The sequence below is a fragment of the Pseudomonas kielensis genome, assembly GCF_030505375.1.
GTDB classification, from domain to species: Bacteria; Pseudomonadota; Gammaproteobacteria; order Pseudomonadales; family Pseudomonadaceae; genus Aquipseudomonas; species Aquipseudomonas kielensis.
Map to the genome: position 1 here is coordinate 2,820,001 of NZ_CP130043.1, position 15,206 is coordinate 2,835,206.

General features: G+C 54.6%; 11 protein-coding genes, 5 tRNA genes and 2 rRNA genes (1 of these 18 running past the window's edge). All 18 read left to right on the forward strand.

Annotated features, from left to right (window positions below; genetic code table 11):
* A tRNA-Ala gene (locus Q1W70_RS13030) sits at positions 1-22 on the forward strand; it begins 54 nt to the left of the window's first position.
* 234 nt (positions 23-256) lie between these two features.
* Positions 257-3,148: ribosomal RNA gene (locus tag Q1W70_RS13035) — 23S ribosomal RNA — on the forward strand.
* Between the two features lie 160 nt (positions 3,149-3,308).
* Positions 3,309-3,424 (forward strand): 5S ribosomal RNA (rrf, locus tag Q1W70_RS13040).
* A gap of 134 nt (positions 3,425-3,558) precedes the next feature.
* On the forward strand, positions 3,559-4,518 hold the full coding sequence (birA, locus tag Q1W70_RS13045; protein ID WP_166591491.1) for a bifunctional biotin--[acetyl-CoA-carboxylase] ligase/biotin operon repressor BirA: 960 nt from the start codon (positions 3,559-3,561) through the stop codon (positions 4,516-4,518).
* The gene (locus tag Q1W70_RS13050; protein WP_166591490.1) at positions 4,508-5,257 is read left to right on the forward strand and encodes a pantothenate kinase; all 750 of its coding nucleotides are present in this window, start codon (positions 4,508-4,510) and stop codon (positions 5,255-5,257) included. Before birA ends, Q1W70_RS13050 begins: the two co-directional genes overlap by 11 nt.
* Positions 5,258-5,264: 7 nt before the next feature.
* Complete coding sequence (locus Q1W70_RS13055; RefSeq protein WP_166591489.1) at positions 5,265-5,711, forward strand: hypothetical protein; 447 nt, start codon at positions 5,265-5,267, stop codon at positions 5,709-5,711.
* Positions 5,712-5,853: 142 nt separating this feature from the next.
* Positions 5,854-5,938 (forward strand) — tRNA-Tyr (locus tag Q1W70_RS13060).
* A gap of 25 nt (positions 5,939-5,963) precedes the next feature.
* Positions 5,964-6,037, forward strand: a tRNA-Gly gene (locus Q1W70_RS13065).
* 26 nt (positions 6,038-6,063) lie between these two features.
* A tRNA-Thr gene (locus Q1W70_RS13070) sits at positions 6,064-6,139 on the forward strand.
* Positions 6,140-6,224: 85 nt separating this feature from the next.
* Complete coding sequence (gene tuf, locus Q1W70_RS13075; protein WP_010467251.1) at positions 6,225-7,418, forward strand: elongation factor Tu; 1,194 nt, start codon at positions 6,225-6,227, stop codon at positions 7,416-7,418.
* 53 nt (positions 7,419-7,471) lie between these two features.
* A tRNA-Trp gene (locus Q1W70_RS13080) sits at positions 7,472-7,547 on the forward strand.
* A 45-nt stretch (positions 7,548-7,592) separates the two neighbouring features.
* Positions 7,593-7,961, forward strand: coding sequence for a preprotein translocase subunit SecE (secE, locus tag Q1W70_RS13085; RefSeq protein WP_095147411.1), 369 nt, complete (start codon positions 7,593-7,595; stop codon positions 7,959-7,961).
* A 9-nt stretch (positions 7,962-7,970) separates the two neighbouring features.
* A complete protein-coding gene (nusG, locus tag Q1W70_RS13090) occupies positions 7,971-8,504 on the forward strand; it encodes a transcription termination/antitermination protein NusG (protein WP_003186097.1) in 534 nt (177 codons plus the stop codon).
* 117 nt (positions 8,505-8,621) lie between these two features.
* The gene (gene rplK / locus Q1W70_RS13095) at positions 8,622-9,053 is read left to right on the forward strand and encodes a 50S ribosomal protein L11 (RefSeq protein WP_007933726.1); all 432 of its coding nucleotides are present in this window, start codon (positions 8,622-8,624) and stop codon (positions 9,051-9,053) included.
* Entirely contained in the window at positions 9,053-9,748 is a 696-nt protein-coding gene (gene rplA / locus Q1W70_RS13100) for a 50S ribosomal protein L1 (protein ID WP_003176434.1), read from the forward strand. The genes rplK and rplA overlap by 1 nt, the downstream gene beginning before the upstream one ends.
* A gap of 198 nt (positions 9,749-9,946) precedes the next feature.
* Positions 9,947-10,447 carry a 50S ribosomal protein L10 gene (gene rplJ, locus Q1W70_RS13105; RefSeq protein ID WP_003176433.1) on the forward strand — a complete coding sequence of 167 codons (501 nt, stop codon included), beginning with the start codon at positions 9,947-9,949 and terminating at the stop codon, positions 10,445-10,447.
* 78 nt (positions 10,448-10,525) lie between these two features.
* On the forward strand, positions 10,526-10,891 hold the full coding sequence (rplL, locus tag Q1W70_RS13110; RefSeq protein WP_025215758.1) for a 50S ribosomal protein L7/L12: 366 nt from the start codon (positions 10,526-10,528) through the stop codon (positions 10,889-10,891).
* A 220-nt stretch (positions 10,892-11,111) separates the two neighbouring features.
* A complete protein-coding gene (rpoB, locus tag Q1W70_RS13115; protein ID WP_166591488.1) occupies positions 11,112-15,185 on the forward strand; it encodes a DNA-directed RNA polymerase subunit beta in 4,074 nt (1,357 codons plus the stop codon).
* Positions 15,186-15,206 lie beyond the last annotated feature (21 nt).

Genomic DNA, 15,206 nt, shown 5'->3' on the forward strand with positions numbered 1-15,206 from the left:
TCGATCCCGTTTGGCTCCACCACTACTGCTTCTGTTTGTTGAAAGCTTAGAAATGAGCATTCCATCACTGCGATGGTGAATGTTGATTTCTAGTCTTTGATTAGATCGTTCTTTAAAAATTTGGGTATGTGATAGAAAGATAGACTGAACGTTACTTTCACTGGTAACGGATCAGGCTAAGGTAAAATTTGTGAGTAATTGCGAATTTTCGGCGAATGTCGTCTTCATAGTATAACCAGATTGCTTGGGGTTATATGGTCAAGTGAAGAAGCGCATACGGTGGATGCCTTGGCAGTCAGAGGCGATGAAAGACGTGGTAGCCTGCGAAAAGCTTCGGGGAGTCGGCAAACAGACTTTGATCCGGAGATGTCTGAATGGGGGAACCCAGCCATCATAAGATGGTTATCTTAAGCTGAATACATAGGCTTAAGAGGCGAACCAGGGGAACTGAAACATCTAAGTACCCTGAGGAAAAGAAATCAACCGAGATTCCCTTAGTAGTGGCGAGCGAACGGGGACTAGCCCTTAAGTGGCTTTGAGATTAGCGGAACGCTCTGGAAAGTGCGGCCATAGTGGGTGATAGCCCTGTACGCGAAAATCTCTTAGTCATGAAATCGAGTAGGACGGAGCACGAGAAACTTTGTCTGAATATGGGGGGACCATCCTCCAAGGCTAAATACTACTGACTGACCGATAGTGAACTAGTACCGTGAGGGAAAGGCGAAAAGAACCCCGGAGAGGGGAGTGAAATAGATCCTGAAACCGTATGCGTACAAGCAGTGGGAGCCCACTTTGTTGGGTGACTGCGTACCTTTTGTATAATGGGTCAGCGACTTATTTTCAGTGGCGAGCTTAACCGAATAGGGGAGGCGTAGCGAAAGCGAGTCTTAATAGGGCGTCTAGTCGCTGGGAATAGACCCGAAACCGGGCGATCTATCCATGGGCAGGTTGAAGGTTGGGTAACACTAACTGGAGGACCGAACCGACTACCGTTGAAAAGTTAGCGGATGACCTGTGGATCGGAGTGAAAGGCTAATCAAGCTCGGAGATAGCTGGTTCTCCTCGAAAGCTATTTAGGTAGCGCCTCATGTATCACTGTAGGGGGTAGAGCACTGTTTCGGCTAGGGGGTCATCCCGACTTACCAAACCGATGCAAACTCCGAATACCTACAAGTGCCGAGCATGGGAGACACACGGCGGGTGCTAACGTCCGTCGTGAAAAGGGAAACAACCCAGACCGTCAGCTAAGGTCCCAAAGTTATGGTTAAGTGGGAAACGATGTGGGAAGGCTTAGACAGCTAGGAGGTTGGCTTAGAAGCAGCCACCCTTTAAAGAAAGCGTAATAGCTCACTAGTCGAGTCGGCCTGCGCGGAAGATGTAACGGGGCTCAAACCATACACCGAAGCTACGGGTATCACTTAGGTGATGCGGTAGAGGAGCGTTCTGTAAGCCTGTGAAGGTGAGTTGAGAAGCTTGCTGGAGGTATCAGAAGTGCGAATGCTGACATGAGTAACGACAATGGGTGTGAAAAACACCCACGCCGAAAGACCAAGGTTTCCTGCGCAACGTTAATCGACGCAGGGTTAGTCGGTCCCTAAGGCGAGGCTGAAAAGCGTAGTCGATGGAAAACAGGTTAATATTCCTGTACTTCTGGTTATTGCGATGGAGGGACGGAGAAGGCTAGGCCAGCTTGGCGTTGGTTGTCCAAGTTTAAGGTGGTAGGCTGAGATCTTAGGTAAATCCGGGATCTTAAGGCCGAGAGCTGATGACGAGTGTTCTTTTAGAACACGAAGTGGTTGATGCCATGCTTCCAAGAAAAGCTTCTAAGCTTCAGGTAACCAGGAACCGTACCCCAAACCGACACAGGTGGTTGGGTAGAGAATACCAAGGCGCTTGAGAGAACTCGGGTGAAGGAACTAGGCAAAATGGCACCGTAACTTCGGGAGAAGGTGCGCCGGTGAGGGTGAAGGACCTGCTCCGTAAGCCCACGCCGGTCGAAGATACCAGGCCGCTGCGACTGTTTATTAAAAACACAGCACTCTGCAAACACGAAAGTGGACGTATAGGGTGTGACGCCTGCCCGGTGCCGGAAGGTTAATTGATGGGGTTAGCTAACGCGAAGCTCTTGATCGAAGCCCCGGTAAACGGCGGCCGTAACTATAACGGTCCTAAGGTAGCGAAATTCCTTGTCGGGTAAGTTCCGACCTGCACGAATGGCGTAACGATGGCGGCGCTGTCTCCACCCGAGACTCAGTGAAATTGAAATCGCTGTGAAGATGCAGTGTATCCGCGGCTAGACGGAAAGACCCCGTGAACCTTTACTATAGCTTTGCACTGGACTTTGAATTTGCTTGTGTAGGATAGGTGGGAGGCTTTGAAGCGTGGACGCCAGTCTGCGTGGAGCCAACCTTGAAATACCACCCTGGCAACTTTGAGGTTCTAACTCAGGTCCGTTATCCGGATCGAGGACAGTGTATGGTGGGTAGTTTGACTGGGGCGGTCTCCTCCTAAAGAGTAACGGAGGAGTACGAAGGTGCGCTCAGACCGGTCGGAAATCGGTCGTAGAGTATAAAGGCAAAAGCGCGCTTGACTGCGAGACAGACACGTCGAGCAGGTACGAAAGTAGGTCTTAGTGATCCGGTGGTTCTGTATGGAAGGGCCATCGCTCAACGGATAAAAGGTACTCCGGGGATAACAGGCTGATACCGCCCAAGAGTTCATATCGACGGCGGTGTTTGGCACCTCGATGTCGGCTCATCACATCCTGGGGCTGAAGCCGGTCCCAAGGGTATGGCTGTTCGCCATTTAAAGTGGTACGCGAGCTGGGTTTAGAACGTCGTGAGACAGTTCGGTCCCTATCTGCCGTGGACGTTTGAGATTTGAGAGGGGCTGCTCCTAGTACGAGAGGACCGGAGTGGACGAACCTCTGGTGTTCCGGTTGTCACGCCAGTGGCATTGCCGGGTAGCTATGTTCGGAATAGATAACCGCTGAAAGCATCTAAGCGGGAAACTAGCCTCAAGATGAGATCTCACTGGAACCTTGAGTTCCCTGAAGGGCCGTCGAAGACTACGACGTTGATAGGTTGGGTGTGTAAGCGCTGTGAGGCGTTGAGCTAACCAATACTAATTGCCCGTGAGGCTTGACCATATAACACCCAAGCAATCTTGTGACTTCGAAAGAGGCATCTGATTGCGGTGTGTGAAGACGAAACGAACCGAAAGTTCGAGAACTCACAAAACACCGAAAGCTATCACATACCCAATTTGCTGAAGCGAGGCCGACTGGCCACGACTCAGTACCCGAATTTCTTGACGACCATAGAGCATTGGAACCACCTGATCCCATCCCGAACTCAGCAGTGAAACGATGCATCGCCGATGGTAGTGTGGGGTTTCCCCATGTGAGAGTAGGTCATCGTCAAGATTAAATTCCAAAACCCCAATTGCGAAAGCAGTTGGGGTTTTGTTTTTGCGCGCGAGAAAGTTGCCATGTGGCGTTTCTATGCAACGGCGCTGGGCATGGCTATCATGCGGGCCTCATTGTGAGGCGATACTTGCATGCTGACGTTGTTAAAACTCTTGAAAGATGGTCGTTTCCATTCCGGGGAGGCGCTTGGTGTTGCTTTGGGGATCAGCCGGAGTGCTGTCTGGAAGCAGCTACAGCATCTCGAGGCGGAGTTGGGCCTCACTATTCATAAGGTACGCGGTCGCGGTTACCAGTTGCGAGCGCCATTGACGCTGCTCGATCCGGCCGGTGTCGCTGAGTATTCGCCGTCCAGCCAATGGCCGGTGCTGGTGTTTGACTCGCTTGATTCAACCAATGCCGAGGCCCTGCGTTCAATCGAGCGCGGGATGGCCGCGCCGTTCCTGGTACTTGCGGAGCGACAAACTGCCGGTCGTGGTCGCCGGGGTCGCAAGTGGGTCAGTCCCTTTGCCGAAAACCTTTACTACAGCCTCGTGCTGCGTATCGATGGTGGTATGCGCCAGCTAGAAGGCCTGAGCCTGGTGGTGGGCCTTGCCGTGATGGAGACCTTGAGAGATCTGGGTATTGCCGGTGCGGGGTTGAAGTGGCCAAACGATGTTCTGGTTGGCGAGAAAAAGATCGCCGGCATATTGTTGGAGTTGGTCGGAGATCCTGCTGACGTGTGTCATGTTGTCTTGGGTGTCGGGATCAACGTGAATATGCAAGAGGCCGATGAGGTCGACCAGCAGTGGACCTCCATGTATCTGGAGGCGGGCAGGGCGTTTGATCGCAATTTGCTGGTGGCACGCCTCGGCGGCGTGCTCCAGGAGCACCTGAATCGTCACCAGTCTTCAGGTTTTGCGGTACTGCAGGCGCAGTGGGAGCAAGGGCACCTCTGGCAAGGGCGTGCGGTGTCGCTGATTGCCGGGGTCAATCGGATCGACGGTGTGGTGATGGGCATCGACGGGCAAGGTGCGCTGCGCTTGAAGGTCGACGGCGTGGAAAAGGTTTTTAGTGGTGGCGAGCTAAGTTTGAGGCTGCGCGATGATTCTTGAGCTCGACTGTGGGAATAGCTTTATCAAGTGGCGTGTGCTGCATGCAGACGCTACGCATCTGGTTGCCGAGGGGGTAGTGGATTCGGACCTGGCCCTGCTGGACGGTCTGCGCGGATGTGCGGGGCTGGATCTCAAGCACTGTCGCCTGGTCAGTGTGCGCACCAACGATGAAACGGCCGCGCTGGTGAAGGCATTGGCTGATGCGTTTGGCGTTGTCGCGCTGTGTGCGGCGCCATCCCGGGCGATGTCCGGGGTTGAGAATGGTTACGAGGATTTTCAGCGATTAGGACTCGATCGCTGGCTGGCCATGCTCGGCGCCTATCACCTGGCCGCAGGCGCCTGTCTGGTGCTGGATTTCGGTACGGCACTGACGGCTGACTTTATTGCTGCCGATGGCAAGCACCTGGGGGGCTTCATTTGCCCTGGTATGCCCTTGATGCGTCATCAATTACGCACGCACACTCGGCGCATTCGTTATGACGATGTCGCGGCCACCAGGGCGCTGGAAAGTTTCGCGCCGGGTCGCAATACGGTTGAGGCGGTAGAACGTGGTTGCTCATTGATGCTGCGTGGGTTCGTCCTGACGCAGCTGGAGCTGGCGCGTGAGTATTGGGGGGAAGGTTTTACCGTATTTCTCACCGGTGGCGACGCGGACCTGGTGTCCGGGGTCGTCCCGCAAGCGCGGGTGGTGCCGGATCTTGTATTTGTGGGCCTGGCCATGGCCTGTCCATTGTCCTGAGGTTCTTATGCGTTGGTTGTTTCTGCTGTTGTTGGTTCTTAACGTCTTCTATTACGTCTGGCATCAGCAGGAGGTCCCCTTGCGTGCCAAGGACGTCACGCCGCTGAGTCTGTATAAGGGCTCGCAGCAGGATATCCGTCTGTTGAGTGAAACCAAGGACTCCGCAGCGGCGCGCGACAAGTCCAGGGCGGAGTTGGCGGATGAGAACTGCCTGTACTTAGGGGGCTTTGCTCGCCAGGAGACGGCTAGAGCATTTGAGGGGCGTTTAGCAGCGCTCGATATTACGGTGCAGCAGCTGGCGACTTCGCTGCCAGATTCAGCCGGCTTCTGGATGCGCGTATCCCCTCAAACCCGGTATTTGGCCGATGACGCTGCCTTGCAGAAGCTTGTTAATGAATTCAATGAGTTAAAACATAAAATAATGCGGTGCGAGGGGGTTGCAACTGCTCAATAGGTTGCATAGAATGGCGCCCGCTACGCAGTGAAGGCCTTTAACGGCAAGCATCGCGAAGCACGGTCAACGCAGCTAACCTCAGGTTTTTAATGAGAAAATGCTTGACAGAAGGCTGGCATGATGTAGAATGCCGGCTCGCTTAGGAGGGGTTCCCGAGCGGCCAAAGGGATCAGACTGTAAATCTGACGTCTACGACTTCGAAGGTTCGAATCCTTCCCCCTCCACCATTTTTAGCGTGAGCTGCAAGCTTACGCGGGTATAGTTTAGTGGTAGAACCTCAGCCTTCCAAGCTGATGATGCGGGTTCGATTCCCGCTACCCGCTCCAAGTTCGCAGGTTGTGCAAGGTGTTTCGCTCTTGTAGCTCAGTTGGTAGAGCACACCCTTGGTAAGGGTGAGGTCAGCGGTTCAAATCCGCTCAAGAGCTCCATATAACAAGGCAGATATGAAAATATCTGCCTTTGTTTTAATGGCTAGTGTGACTTGTTTAATTCTTCTCTGTAGGGGTGAATTCGATGGCTAAGGAAAAGTTCGAACGTAATAAGCCGCACGTCAACGTAGGCACCATTGGTCACGTCGACCACGGTAAAACTACTCTGACAGCTGCTCTGACTCGCGTCTGCTCCGAAGTATTCGGTTCGGCGAAGGTTGACTTCGACAAGATCGATAGCGCCCCTGAAGAAAAAGCTCGTGGCATTACCATTAATACCGCTCACGTTGAGTACGATTCGGCTGTGCGTCACTATGCGCACGTTGACTGTCCAGGTCACGCCGACTACGTAAAAAACATGATTACCGGTGCTGCTCAGATGGATGGCGCTATTCTGGTTTGCTCGGCCGCTGATGGTCCGATGCCGCAAACTCGTGAGCACATCCTGTTGTCCCGCCAGGTAGGCGTTCCGTACATCGTGGTCTTCCTGAACAAGGCTGACATGGTTGACGACGCTGAGCTCCTGGAGCTGGTTGAGATGGAAGTGCGTGACTTGCTCAGCACTTACGATTTCCCGGGTGACGACACTCCGATCATCATTGGTTCGGCGCTGATGGCGCTGAATGGTCAAGACGACAACGAGATGGGTACTACTGCCGTCAAGAAGTTGGTCGAGACCCTGGATACCTATATTCCGCAGCCTGAGCGTGCTATCGACAAGCCGTTCCTGATGCCAATTGAAGACGTATTCTCGATCTCTGGTCGTGGTACGGTTGTGACTGGTCGTGTTGAGCGTGGCATCGTTCGCATCCAGGAAGAAGTTGAGATCGTTGGTCTGCGTGACACGGTCAAGACGACTTGCACGGGTGTAGAGATGTTTCGCAAGCTGCTGGACGAAGGTCGTGCTGGTGAGAACTGCGGCGTTCTGCTGCGTGGCACCAAGCGTGATGACGTTGAGCGTGGCCAGGTCCTGGTCAAGCCGGGTACTGTCAAGCCGCACACCAAGTTCACTGCAGAGGTTTACGTTCTGAGCAAGGAAGAGGGTGGTCGTCATACGCCATTCTTCAAAGGCTACCGTCCACAGTTCTATTTCCGGACCACTGATGTGACCGGTAATTGCGAGCTGCCGGAAGGCGTCGAAATGGTAATGCCAGGTGACAACATCCAGATGACTGTCACTTTGATCAAGACCATTGCGATGGAAGATGGTCTGCGTTTCGCTATCCGTGAAGGCGGTCGTACCGTCGGCGCTGGCGTCGTAGCCAAAGTAATCGAGTAAGTTGTTGTAATGTCTTTTTCAGGCCGGCATAATGGTCGGCCTGATTTTGTTTTAGGTCAGTAGCTCAATTGGCAGAGCGACGGTCTCCAAAACCGTAGGTTGGGGGTTCGATTCCCTCCTGACCTGCCAGATTCACTCAGTGTGTCTGGCTTTCTTTTCACAGGATCTTCATAGATGACTCCTAAGGCTGAAGCTCAAGGCTCTCGCTTCGATCTGCTTAAGTGGCTAGTAGTAGCTGCTTTGGTGGTTGTTGGCGTTGTTGGCAATCAGTATTACTCTGCTTCGCCGATCCTGTACCGCGTACTCGCTTTGCTTGCCATAGCTGCTGTAGCTGCCTTTGTAGGCTTGCAGACAGCGAAGGGCAAGTCTTTCTTTGTACTGGTTAAGGAAGCTCGCACCGAGATTCGTAAAGTCGTGTGGCCAACTCGCCAAGAAACCACGCAGACCACCCTGATTGTGGTGGCTGTTGTTCTGGTTATGGCGTTGCTGTTGTGGGGGCTTGATTCCCTGCTCGGTTGGCTTGTTTCCTTGATTGTTGGCTAAGGGTGTCCCGTGGCTAAGCGTTGGTACGTTGTGCATGCTTACTCGGGTTACGAGAAGCATGTCATGCGCTCGTTGGTAGAGCGCGTAAAGCTGGCTGGCATGGAAGATGGCTTCGGCGAAATTCTGGTTCCCACTGAAGAAGTGGTTGAAATGCGTAATGGCCAGAAGCGCAAAAGCGAGCGTAAGTTCTTCCCTGGTTATGTGCTGGTCCAGATGGATATGAATGAGGGTACTTGGCACTTGGTCAAGGACACTCCTCGTGTGATGGGTTTCATTGGCGGTACTGCTGATAAGCCTGCGCCGATCACTGATAAAGAGGCAGAAGCGATTCTGCGTCGTGTTGCTGATGGTAGCGACAAGCCGAAGCCGAAGACGTTGTTCGAGCCGGGCGAAGTGGTTCGTGTCACCGACGGTCCGTTTGCCGATTTTAATGGCACGGTCGAAGAAGTTAACTACGAAAAGAGCCGGATCCAAGTGGCAGTGCTCATTTTCGGTCGCTCTACTCCGGTAGAGCTAGAGTTCAGCCAGGTCGAAAAGGTCTAGCCGAACAAGCATCCCAACCCCGCAGCCCTAGGCTGTGGGGTTTTGTCGTCACTGGGATAAACGCGCAAGTAACCGGGGAGCCTCTCGAGGCGTTTGAACCCGTAATTGGAGTGCCTCATGGCCAAGAAGATTACCGCTTACATCAAGCTGCAAGTGAAGGCCGCTCAGGCTAACCCAAGCCCACCTGTTGGTCCGGCCCTGGGTCAGCACGGCGTGAACATCATGGAATTCTGCAAGGCTTTCAACGCCCGTACTCAGGGTCTTGAGCCAGGTCTGCCGACTCCAGTGATCATCACTGTCTACAGCGACCGTAGCTTCACGTTCGAAACCAAGTCGACCCCTGCTTCGGTTCTGCTGAAGAAGGCTGCTGGTCTGACTAGCGGTTCCGCTCGTCCTAACACCGTTAAGGTTGGCACCGTAACTCGTGCTCAGCTGGAAGAAATCGCGAAAACCAAAAACGCGGATCTGACTGCAGCTGATATGGAAGCAGCCGTGCGTACTATCGCCGGTTCTGCTCGTAGCATGGGCCTTAACGTGGAGGGTGTGTAATGGCTAAGCTGACCAAGCGCCAAAAGGCTATCGCCGGCAAAATCGAAGCGGGCAAGTCCTACAACTTTGTAGACGCTGCTGCCCTGCTGACCGAGCTGTCGACTGTCAAGTTCAGCGAGTCCGTTGACGTTGCTGTAAACCTGGGCGTTGACCCACGTAAATCCGACCAGGTCGTTCGTAGCGCTACTGTGCTGCCACACGGTACTGGCAAGACTGTACGTGTTGCTGTCTTCACCCAAGGCCCGGCAGCTGAAGCTGCTCTGGCCGCTGGCGCCGATCGCGTTGGCATGGACGACCTGGCTGCCGAAATGAAAGGCGGCGACCTGAACTATGACGTAGTAATTGCTTCCCCGGATGCAATGCGCGTTGTAGGTCAGTTGGGTCAGATCCTCGGTCCACGTGGTCTGATGCCTAACCCTAAAGTCGGCACCGTAACTCCAGACGTAGCTACCGCGGTTAAAAACGCCAAGGCTGGTCAGGTTCGTTATCGCACCGACAAAAACGGCATCATCCACACTTCCGTTGGCAAGGTCGGTTTCGACGCCGTCAAGCTGAAGGAAAACGTTGAAGCCCTGATCGCTGATCTGAAGCGTATCAAGCCAGCTTCCTCGAAAGGTATCTACGTCAAGCGCGTTACCCTGAGCACCACTATGGGCCCAGGTCTGGTCATCGACCAAGGCTCGCTGGACGTATAAGCAATACATTGGCGTGAGTAATCACGCCAATTGAAAAATTGGGGTCCCTGCCTGGCGGGGGCTATCCAAGACCGTAGGCGACGCAAGTCTTAAACCACAAGCCTACGCAGATGGTGCTCCCGGTTCCTTACCGAATCAGACACCAAAACGACATCCGGCTCCGGCCAGATGAAACGGTAACAAGCAGGAGTTAAACCCGTGGCAATTAATCTCGAAGACAAGAAGGCCATCGTCGCTGAAGTCAACGAGGCTGCCAAAGCTGCTCTGTCCGCTGTCGTGGCTGATGCCCGTGGTGTGACAGTAGGCGCTATGACCGGACTCCGTAAAGAGGCTCGTGAAGCTGGCGTATACGTACGTGTTGTACGTAACACCCTGCTCAAGCGCGCTGTTGCTGACACTGAATACAGTGTCCTCAACGACGTGTTCACTGGCCCGACTCTGATCGCGTTCTCCAAAGATCATCCAGGCGCTGCTGCCCGTTTGTTCAAGGAATTCGCCAAGAGTCAGGATAAGTTCGAGATCAAGGCAGCTGCGTTCGAGGGCAAGTTCCTCGCAGCTAACCAAATCGACGTACTGGCAACACTGCCGACCCGTAACGAAGCTATTTCTCAGCTGATGAGCGTGATTCAAGGCGCTACCAGCAAGTTGGCTCGTACTCTGGCTGCAGTTCGCGAGCAAAAAGAAGCTGCCGCAGCCTAAGGCTGAGCACTTTCTCTCGCGTATTTTTGTTTATTTCGATGGCCGCGTAGGCCGTCCCCCAATTCAGGAAATACAGCAATGTCTATCTCCCAAGACGATATCCTCAACGCCGTAGCTGAAATGTCGGTTCTGCAGGTTGTTGAGCTGATCAAAGCTTTCGAAGAAAAATTCGGCGTTTCCGCTGCTGCTGCATCGGCAGGTCCTGCTGCTGCTGCCGCTGTTGTTGAAGAGCAAACCGAATTCAACGTCATGCTGACCGAAGCTGGCGAGAAGAAAGTAAACGTGATCAAGGCAGTACGTGAGCTGACCGGTCTGGGCCTGAAAGAAGCCAAGGCTGTAGTTGACGGCGCTCCTGCCATGGTTCTGGAAGCTGTTTCGAAAGACGCAGCTGACAAAGCCAAAGCAACTCTGGAAGAAGCAGGCGCTAAAGTCGAGCTGAAGTAAGCTTCGACTTTGCGTCTCCAGCCCGAGCGTTAAGCGAAAGGCTGATGGCTGGTGGCTCTTGCCACCGGCCTTTTTCCGTTATTGGCAGCCGATTGGGTCGGTGTCGATAACGTGCTGTAACCACCCGATGCGGTGGCGCAAACCATGGGGTTTGCACGATTTTCTGGCTGCTCCCGTCGGGAGGGGCCAAACAAGCAGGTGACCAAGCTGGGGAACGCTGATGGCTTACTCATATACTGAGAAAAAACGTATCCGCAAGGACTTTAGCAAGTTGCCGGACGTCATGGATGTGCCTTACCTCCTGGCCATCCAGCTGGATTCGTATCGTGAATTCTTGCAAGCGGGAGCGACTAAAGATCAGTTCCGCGACGTGGGCCTGCATGCGGCCTTCAAATCCGTTTTCCCGATCATCAGCTACTCCGGCAATGCTGCGCTGGAGTACGTCGGTTATCGCCTGGGCGAACCGGCATTTGATGTCAAAGAATGCGTATTGCGCGGTGTAACTTACGCCGTACCTTTGCGGGTAAAAGTGCGCCTGATCATTTTCGACAAAGAATCGTCGAACAAAGCGATCAAGGACATCAAAGAGCAAGAAGTCTACATGGGTGAAATCCCCCTGATGACTGAGAACGGTACCTTCGTAATCAACGGTACCGAGCGTGTAATCGTTTCCCAGCTGCACCGTTCCCCGGGCGTGTTCTTCGACCACGACCGTGGCAAGACGCACAGCTCCGGCAAACTGCTGTACTCGGCGCGGATCATTCCTTACCGCGGTTCGTGGCTGGACTTCGAGTTCGACCCGAAAGACTGCGTATTCGTGCGTATCGACCGTCGTCGCAAGCTGCCTGCATCGGTACTGCTGCGCGCGCTGGGCTATACCACTGAAGAAGTGCTGGACGCGTTCTACACCACCAACGTATTCCACGTGAAAGGCGAGAGCCTGAGCCTGGAGCTGGTGCCTCAGCGCCTGCGCGGTGAAATTGCTGTCCTGGATATCCTGGATGACAAAGGCAAGGTTATTGTCGAGCAAGGTCGTCGTATCACCGCTCGCCACATCAATCAGCTGGAAAAAGCCGGGATCAAAGAGCTGGAAGTACCTCTGGACTACGTCCTGGGCCGTACTACCGCCAAGGTCATCGTGCACCCGGCAACCGGCGAAATCCTGGCAGAGTGCAACACCGAGCTGAACACCGAGATCCTGGCGAAAATCGCCAAGTCGCAGGTTGTTCGCATCGAGACTCTGTACACCAACGATATCGACTGCGGTCCGTTCGTCTCCGACACCCTGAAGATCGACTCCACCAGCAACCAATTGGAAGCGCTGGTCGAGATCTATCGCATGATGCGTCCAGGCGAGCCGCCAACCAAAGACGCTGCCGAGACCCTGTTCAACAACCTGTTCTTCAGCCCTGAGCGCTATGACCTGTCTGCGGTCGGCCGGATGAAGTTCAACCGTCGTATCGGTCGTACCGAGATCGAAGGTTCGGGCGTGCTGTGCAAGGAAGACATCGTCGCGGTACTGAAGACCCTGGTCGACATCCGTAACGGTAAAGGCATCGTCGATGACATCGACCACCTGGGTAACCGTCGTGTTCGCTGCGTAGGCGAAATGGCCGAGAACCAGTTCCGCGTTGGCCTGGTACGTGTTGAGCGTGCGGTCAAAGAGCGTCTGTCGATGGCTGAAAGCGAAGGCCTGATGCCGCAAGACCTGATCAACGCCAAGCCAGTGGCTGCGGCGGTGAAAGAGTTCTTCGGTTCCAGCCAGCTGTCCCAGTTCATGGACCAGAACAACCCGCTGTCCGAGATCACCCACAAGCGTCGTGTCTCTGCACTCGGCCCGGGCGGTCTGACTCGTGAGCGTGCAGGTTTTGAAGTTCGTGACGTACACCCGACGCACTACGGTCGTGTTTGCCCGATCGAAACGCCGGAAGGTCCGAACATTGGTCTGATCAACTCCTTGGCCGCTTATGCGCGCACCAACCAGTACGGCTTCCTCGAAAGCCCGTACCGCGTGGTGAAAGACGCTCTGGTCACCGACGAGATCGTGTTCCTGTCCGCCATCGAAGAAGCTGATCACGTGATCGCTCAGGCTTCGGCCACGATGAACGACAAGAAAGTCCTGATCGACGAGCTGGTAGCTGTTCGTCACCTGAACGAGTTCACCGTCAAGGCGCCGGAAGACGTCACCCTGATGGACGTGTCGCCCAAGCAGGTAGTTTCGGTTGCAGCGTCGCTGATCCCGTTCCTCGAGCACGATGACGCCAACCGTGCGTTGATGGGTTCGAACATGCAGCGTCAAGCTGTACCAACCCTGCGCGCTGACAAGCCGTTGGTCGGTACTGGCATGGAGCGTAACGTAGCCCGTGACTCCGGCGTTTGCGTCGTGGCTCGTCGTGGTGGTGTTATCGATTCCGTCGACGCCAGCCGTATCGTGGTTCGTGTTGCGGATGACGAAGTTGAAACCGGTGAAGCCGGTGTCGACATCTACAACCTGACCAAATACACCCGCTCCAACCAGAACACCTGCATCAACCAGCGTCCGCTGGTGCGTAAGGGTGATCGGGTTCAGCGTAGCGACATCATGGCCGACGGCCCGTCCACCGATATGGGTGAGCTGGCACTGGGTCAGAACATGCGCATCGCCTTCATGGCATGGAACGGCTTCAACTTCGAAGACTCCATCTGCCTGTCGGAACGTGTAGTTCAGGAAGACCGCTTCACCACGATCCACATTCAGGAACTGACCTGTGTGGCACGTGACACCAAGCTTGGGCCAGAGGAAATCACTGCCGACATCCCGAACGTGGGTGAAGCGGCACTGAACAAGCTGGACGAAGCCGGTATCGTTTACGTAGGTGCTGAAGTAGGCGCTGGCGACATCCTGGTGGGTAAGGTCACTCCGAAAGGCGAGACCCAACTGACTCCGGAAGAAAAACTGCTGCGTGCGATCTTCGGTGAAAAAGCCAGCGACGTTAAAGACACTTCCCTGCGCGTACCAACCGGTACCAAGGGCACTGTCATCGACGTACAGGTCTTCACCCGTGACGGCGTTGAGCGTGATGCTCGTGCACTGTCCATCGAGAAGACCCAGCTCGACGAGATCCGCAAGGATCTGAACGAAGAGTTCCGTATCGTTGAAGGCGCGACTTTCGAACGTCTGCGTTCCGCTCTGGTCGGCCACAAAGCCGAAGGCGGCGCCGGCCTGAAGAAAGGTCAGGACATCACCGACGAAGTACTCGACGGTCTTGAGCACGGCCAGTGGTTCAAACTGCGCATGGCTGAAGATGCTCTGAACGAGCAGCTCGAGAAGGCTCAGGCCTACATCGTTGATCGCCGCCGTCTGCTGGACGACAAGTTCGAAGACAAGAAGCGCAAACTGCAGCAGGGCGATGACCTGGCTCCAGGCGTGCTGAAAATCGTCAAGGTTTACCTGGCAATCCGTCGTCGCATCCAGCCGGGCGACAAGATGGCCGGTCGTCACGGTAACAAAGGTGTGGTCTCCGTGATCATGCCGGTTGAAGACATGCCGCACGATGCCAATGGCACCCCGGTCGACGTCGTCCTCAACCCACTGGGCGTACCTTCGCGTATGAACGTTGGTCAGATTCTCGAAACTCACCTGGGCCTCGCGGCCAAGGGCTTGGGCGAGAAGATCAACCGCATGATCGAAGAGCAGCGTAAGGTTGCCGAGCTGCGCAAGTTCCTGCACGAGATCTACAACGAGATCGGCGGGCGTCAGGAAAGTCTTGATGACTTCTCCGACCAGGAGATCCTGGATCTGGCGAAAAACCTGCGTGGCGGCGTACCAATGGCCACTCCAGTGTTCGACGGCGCCAAGGAAAGCGAAATCAAGGCCATGCTGAAACTGGCAGACCTGCCAGAAAGCGGCCAGATGCAGCTGACCGACGGCCGTACCGGCAACAAGTTCGAGCGCCCGGTTACCGTTGGCTACATGTACATGCTGAAGCTGAACCACTTGGTAGACGACAAGATGCACGCTCGTTCTACCGGTTCGTACAGCCTGGTTACCCAGCAGCCGCTGGGTGGTAAGGCGCAGTTCGGTGGTCAGCGTTTCGGGGAGATGGAGGTCTGGGCACTGGAAGCATACGGTGCTGCATACACTCTGCAAGAAATGCTCACAGTGAAGTCGGACGATGTGAACGGCCGGACCAAGATGTACAAAAACATCGTGGACGGCGATCACCGTATGGAGCCGGGCATGCCCGAGTCCTTCAACGTGTTGATCAAAGAAATTCGTTCCCTCGGCATCGATATCGATCTGGAAACCGAATAACACGTGACGTGAATCGAGAGC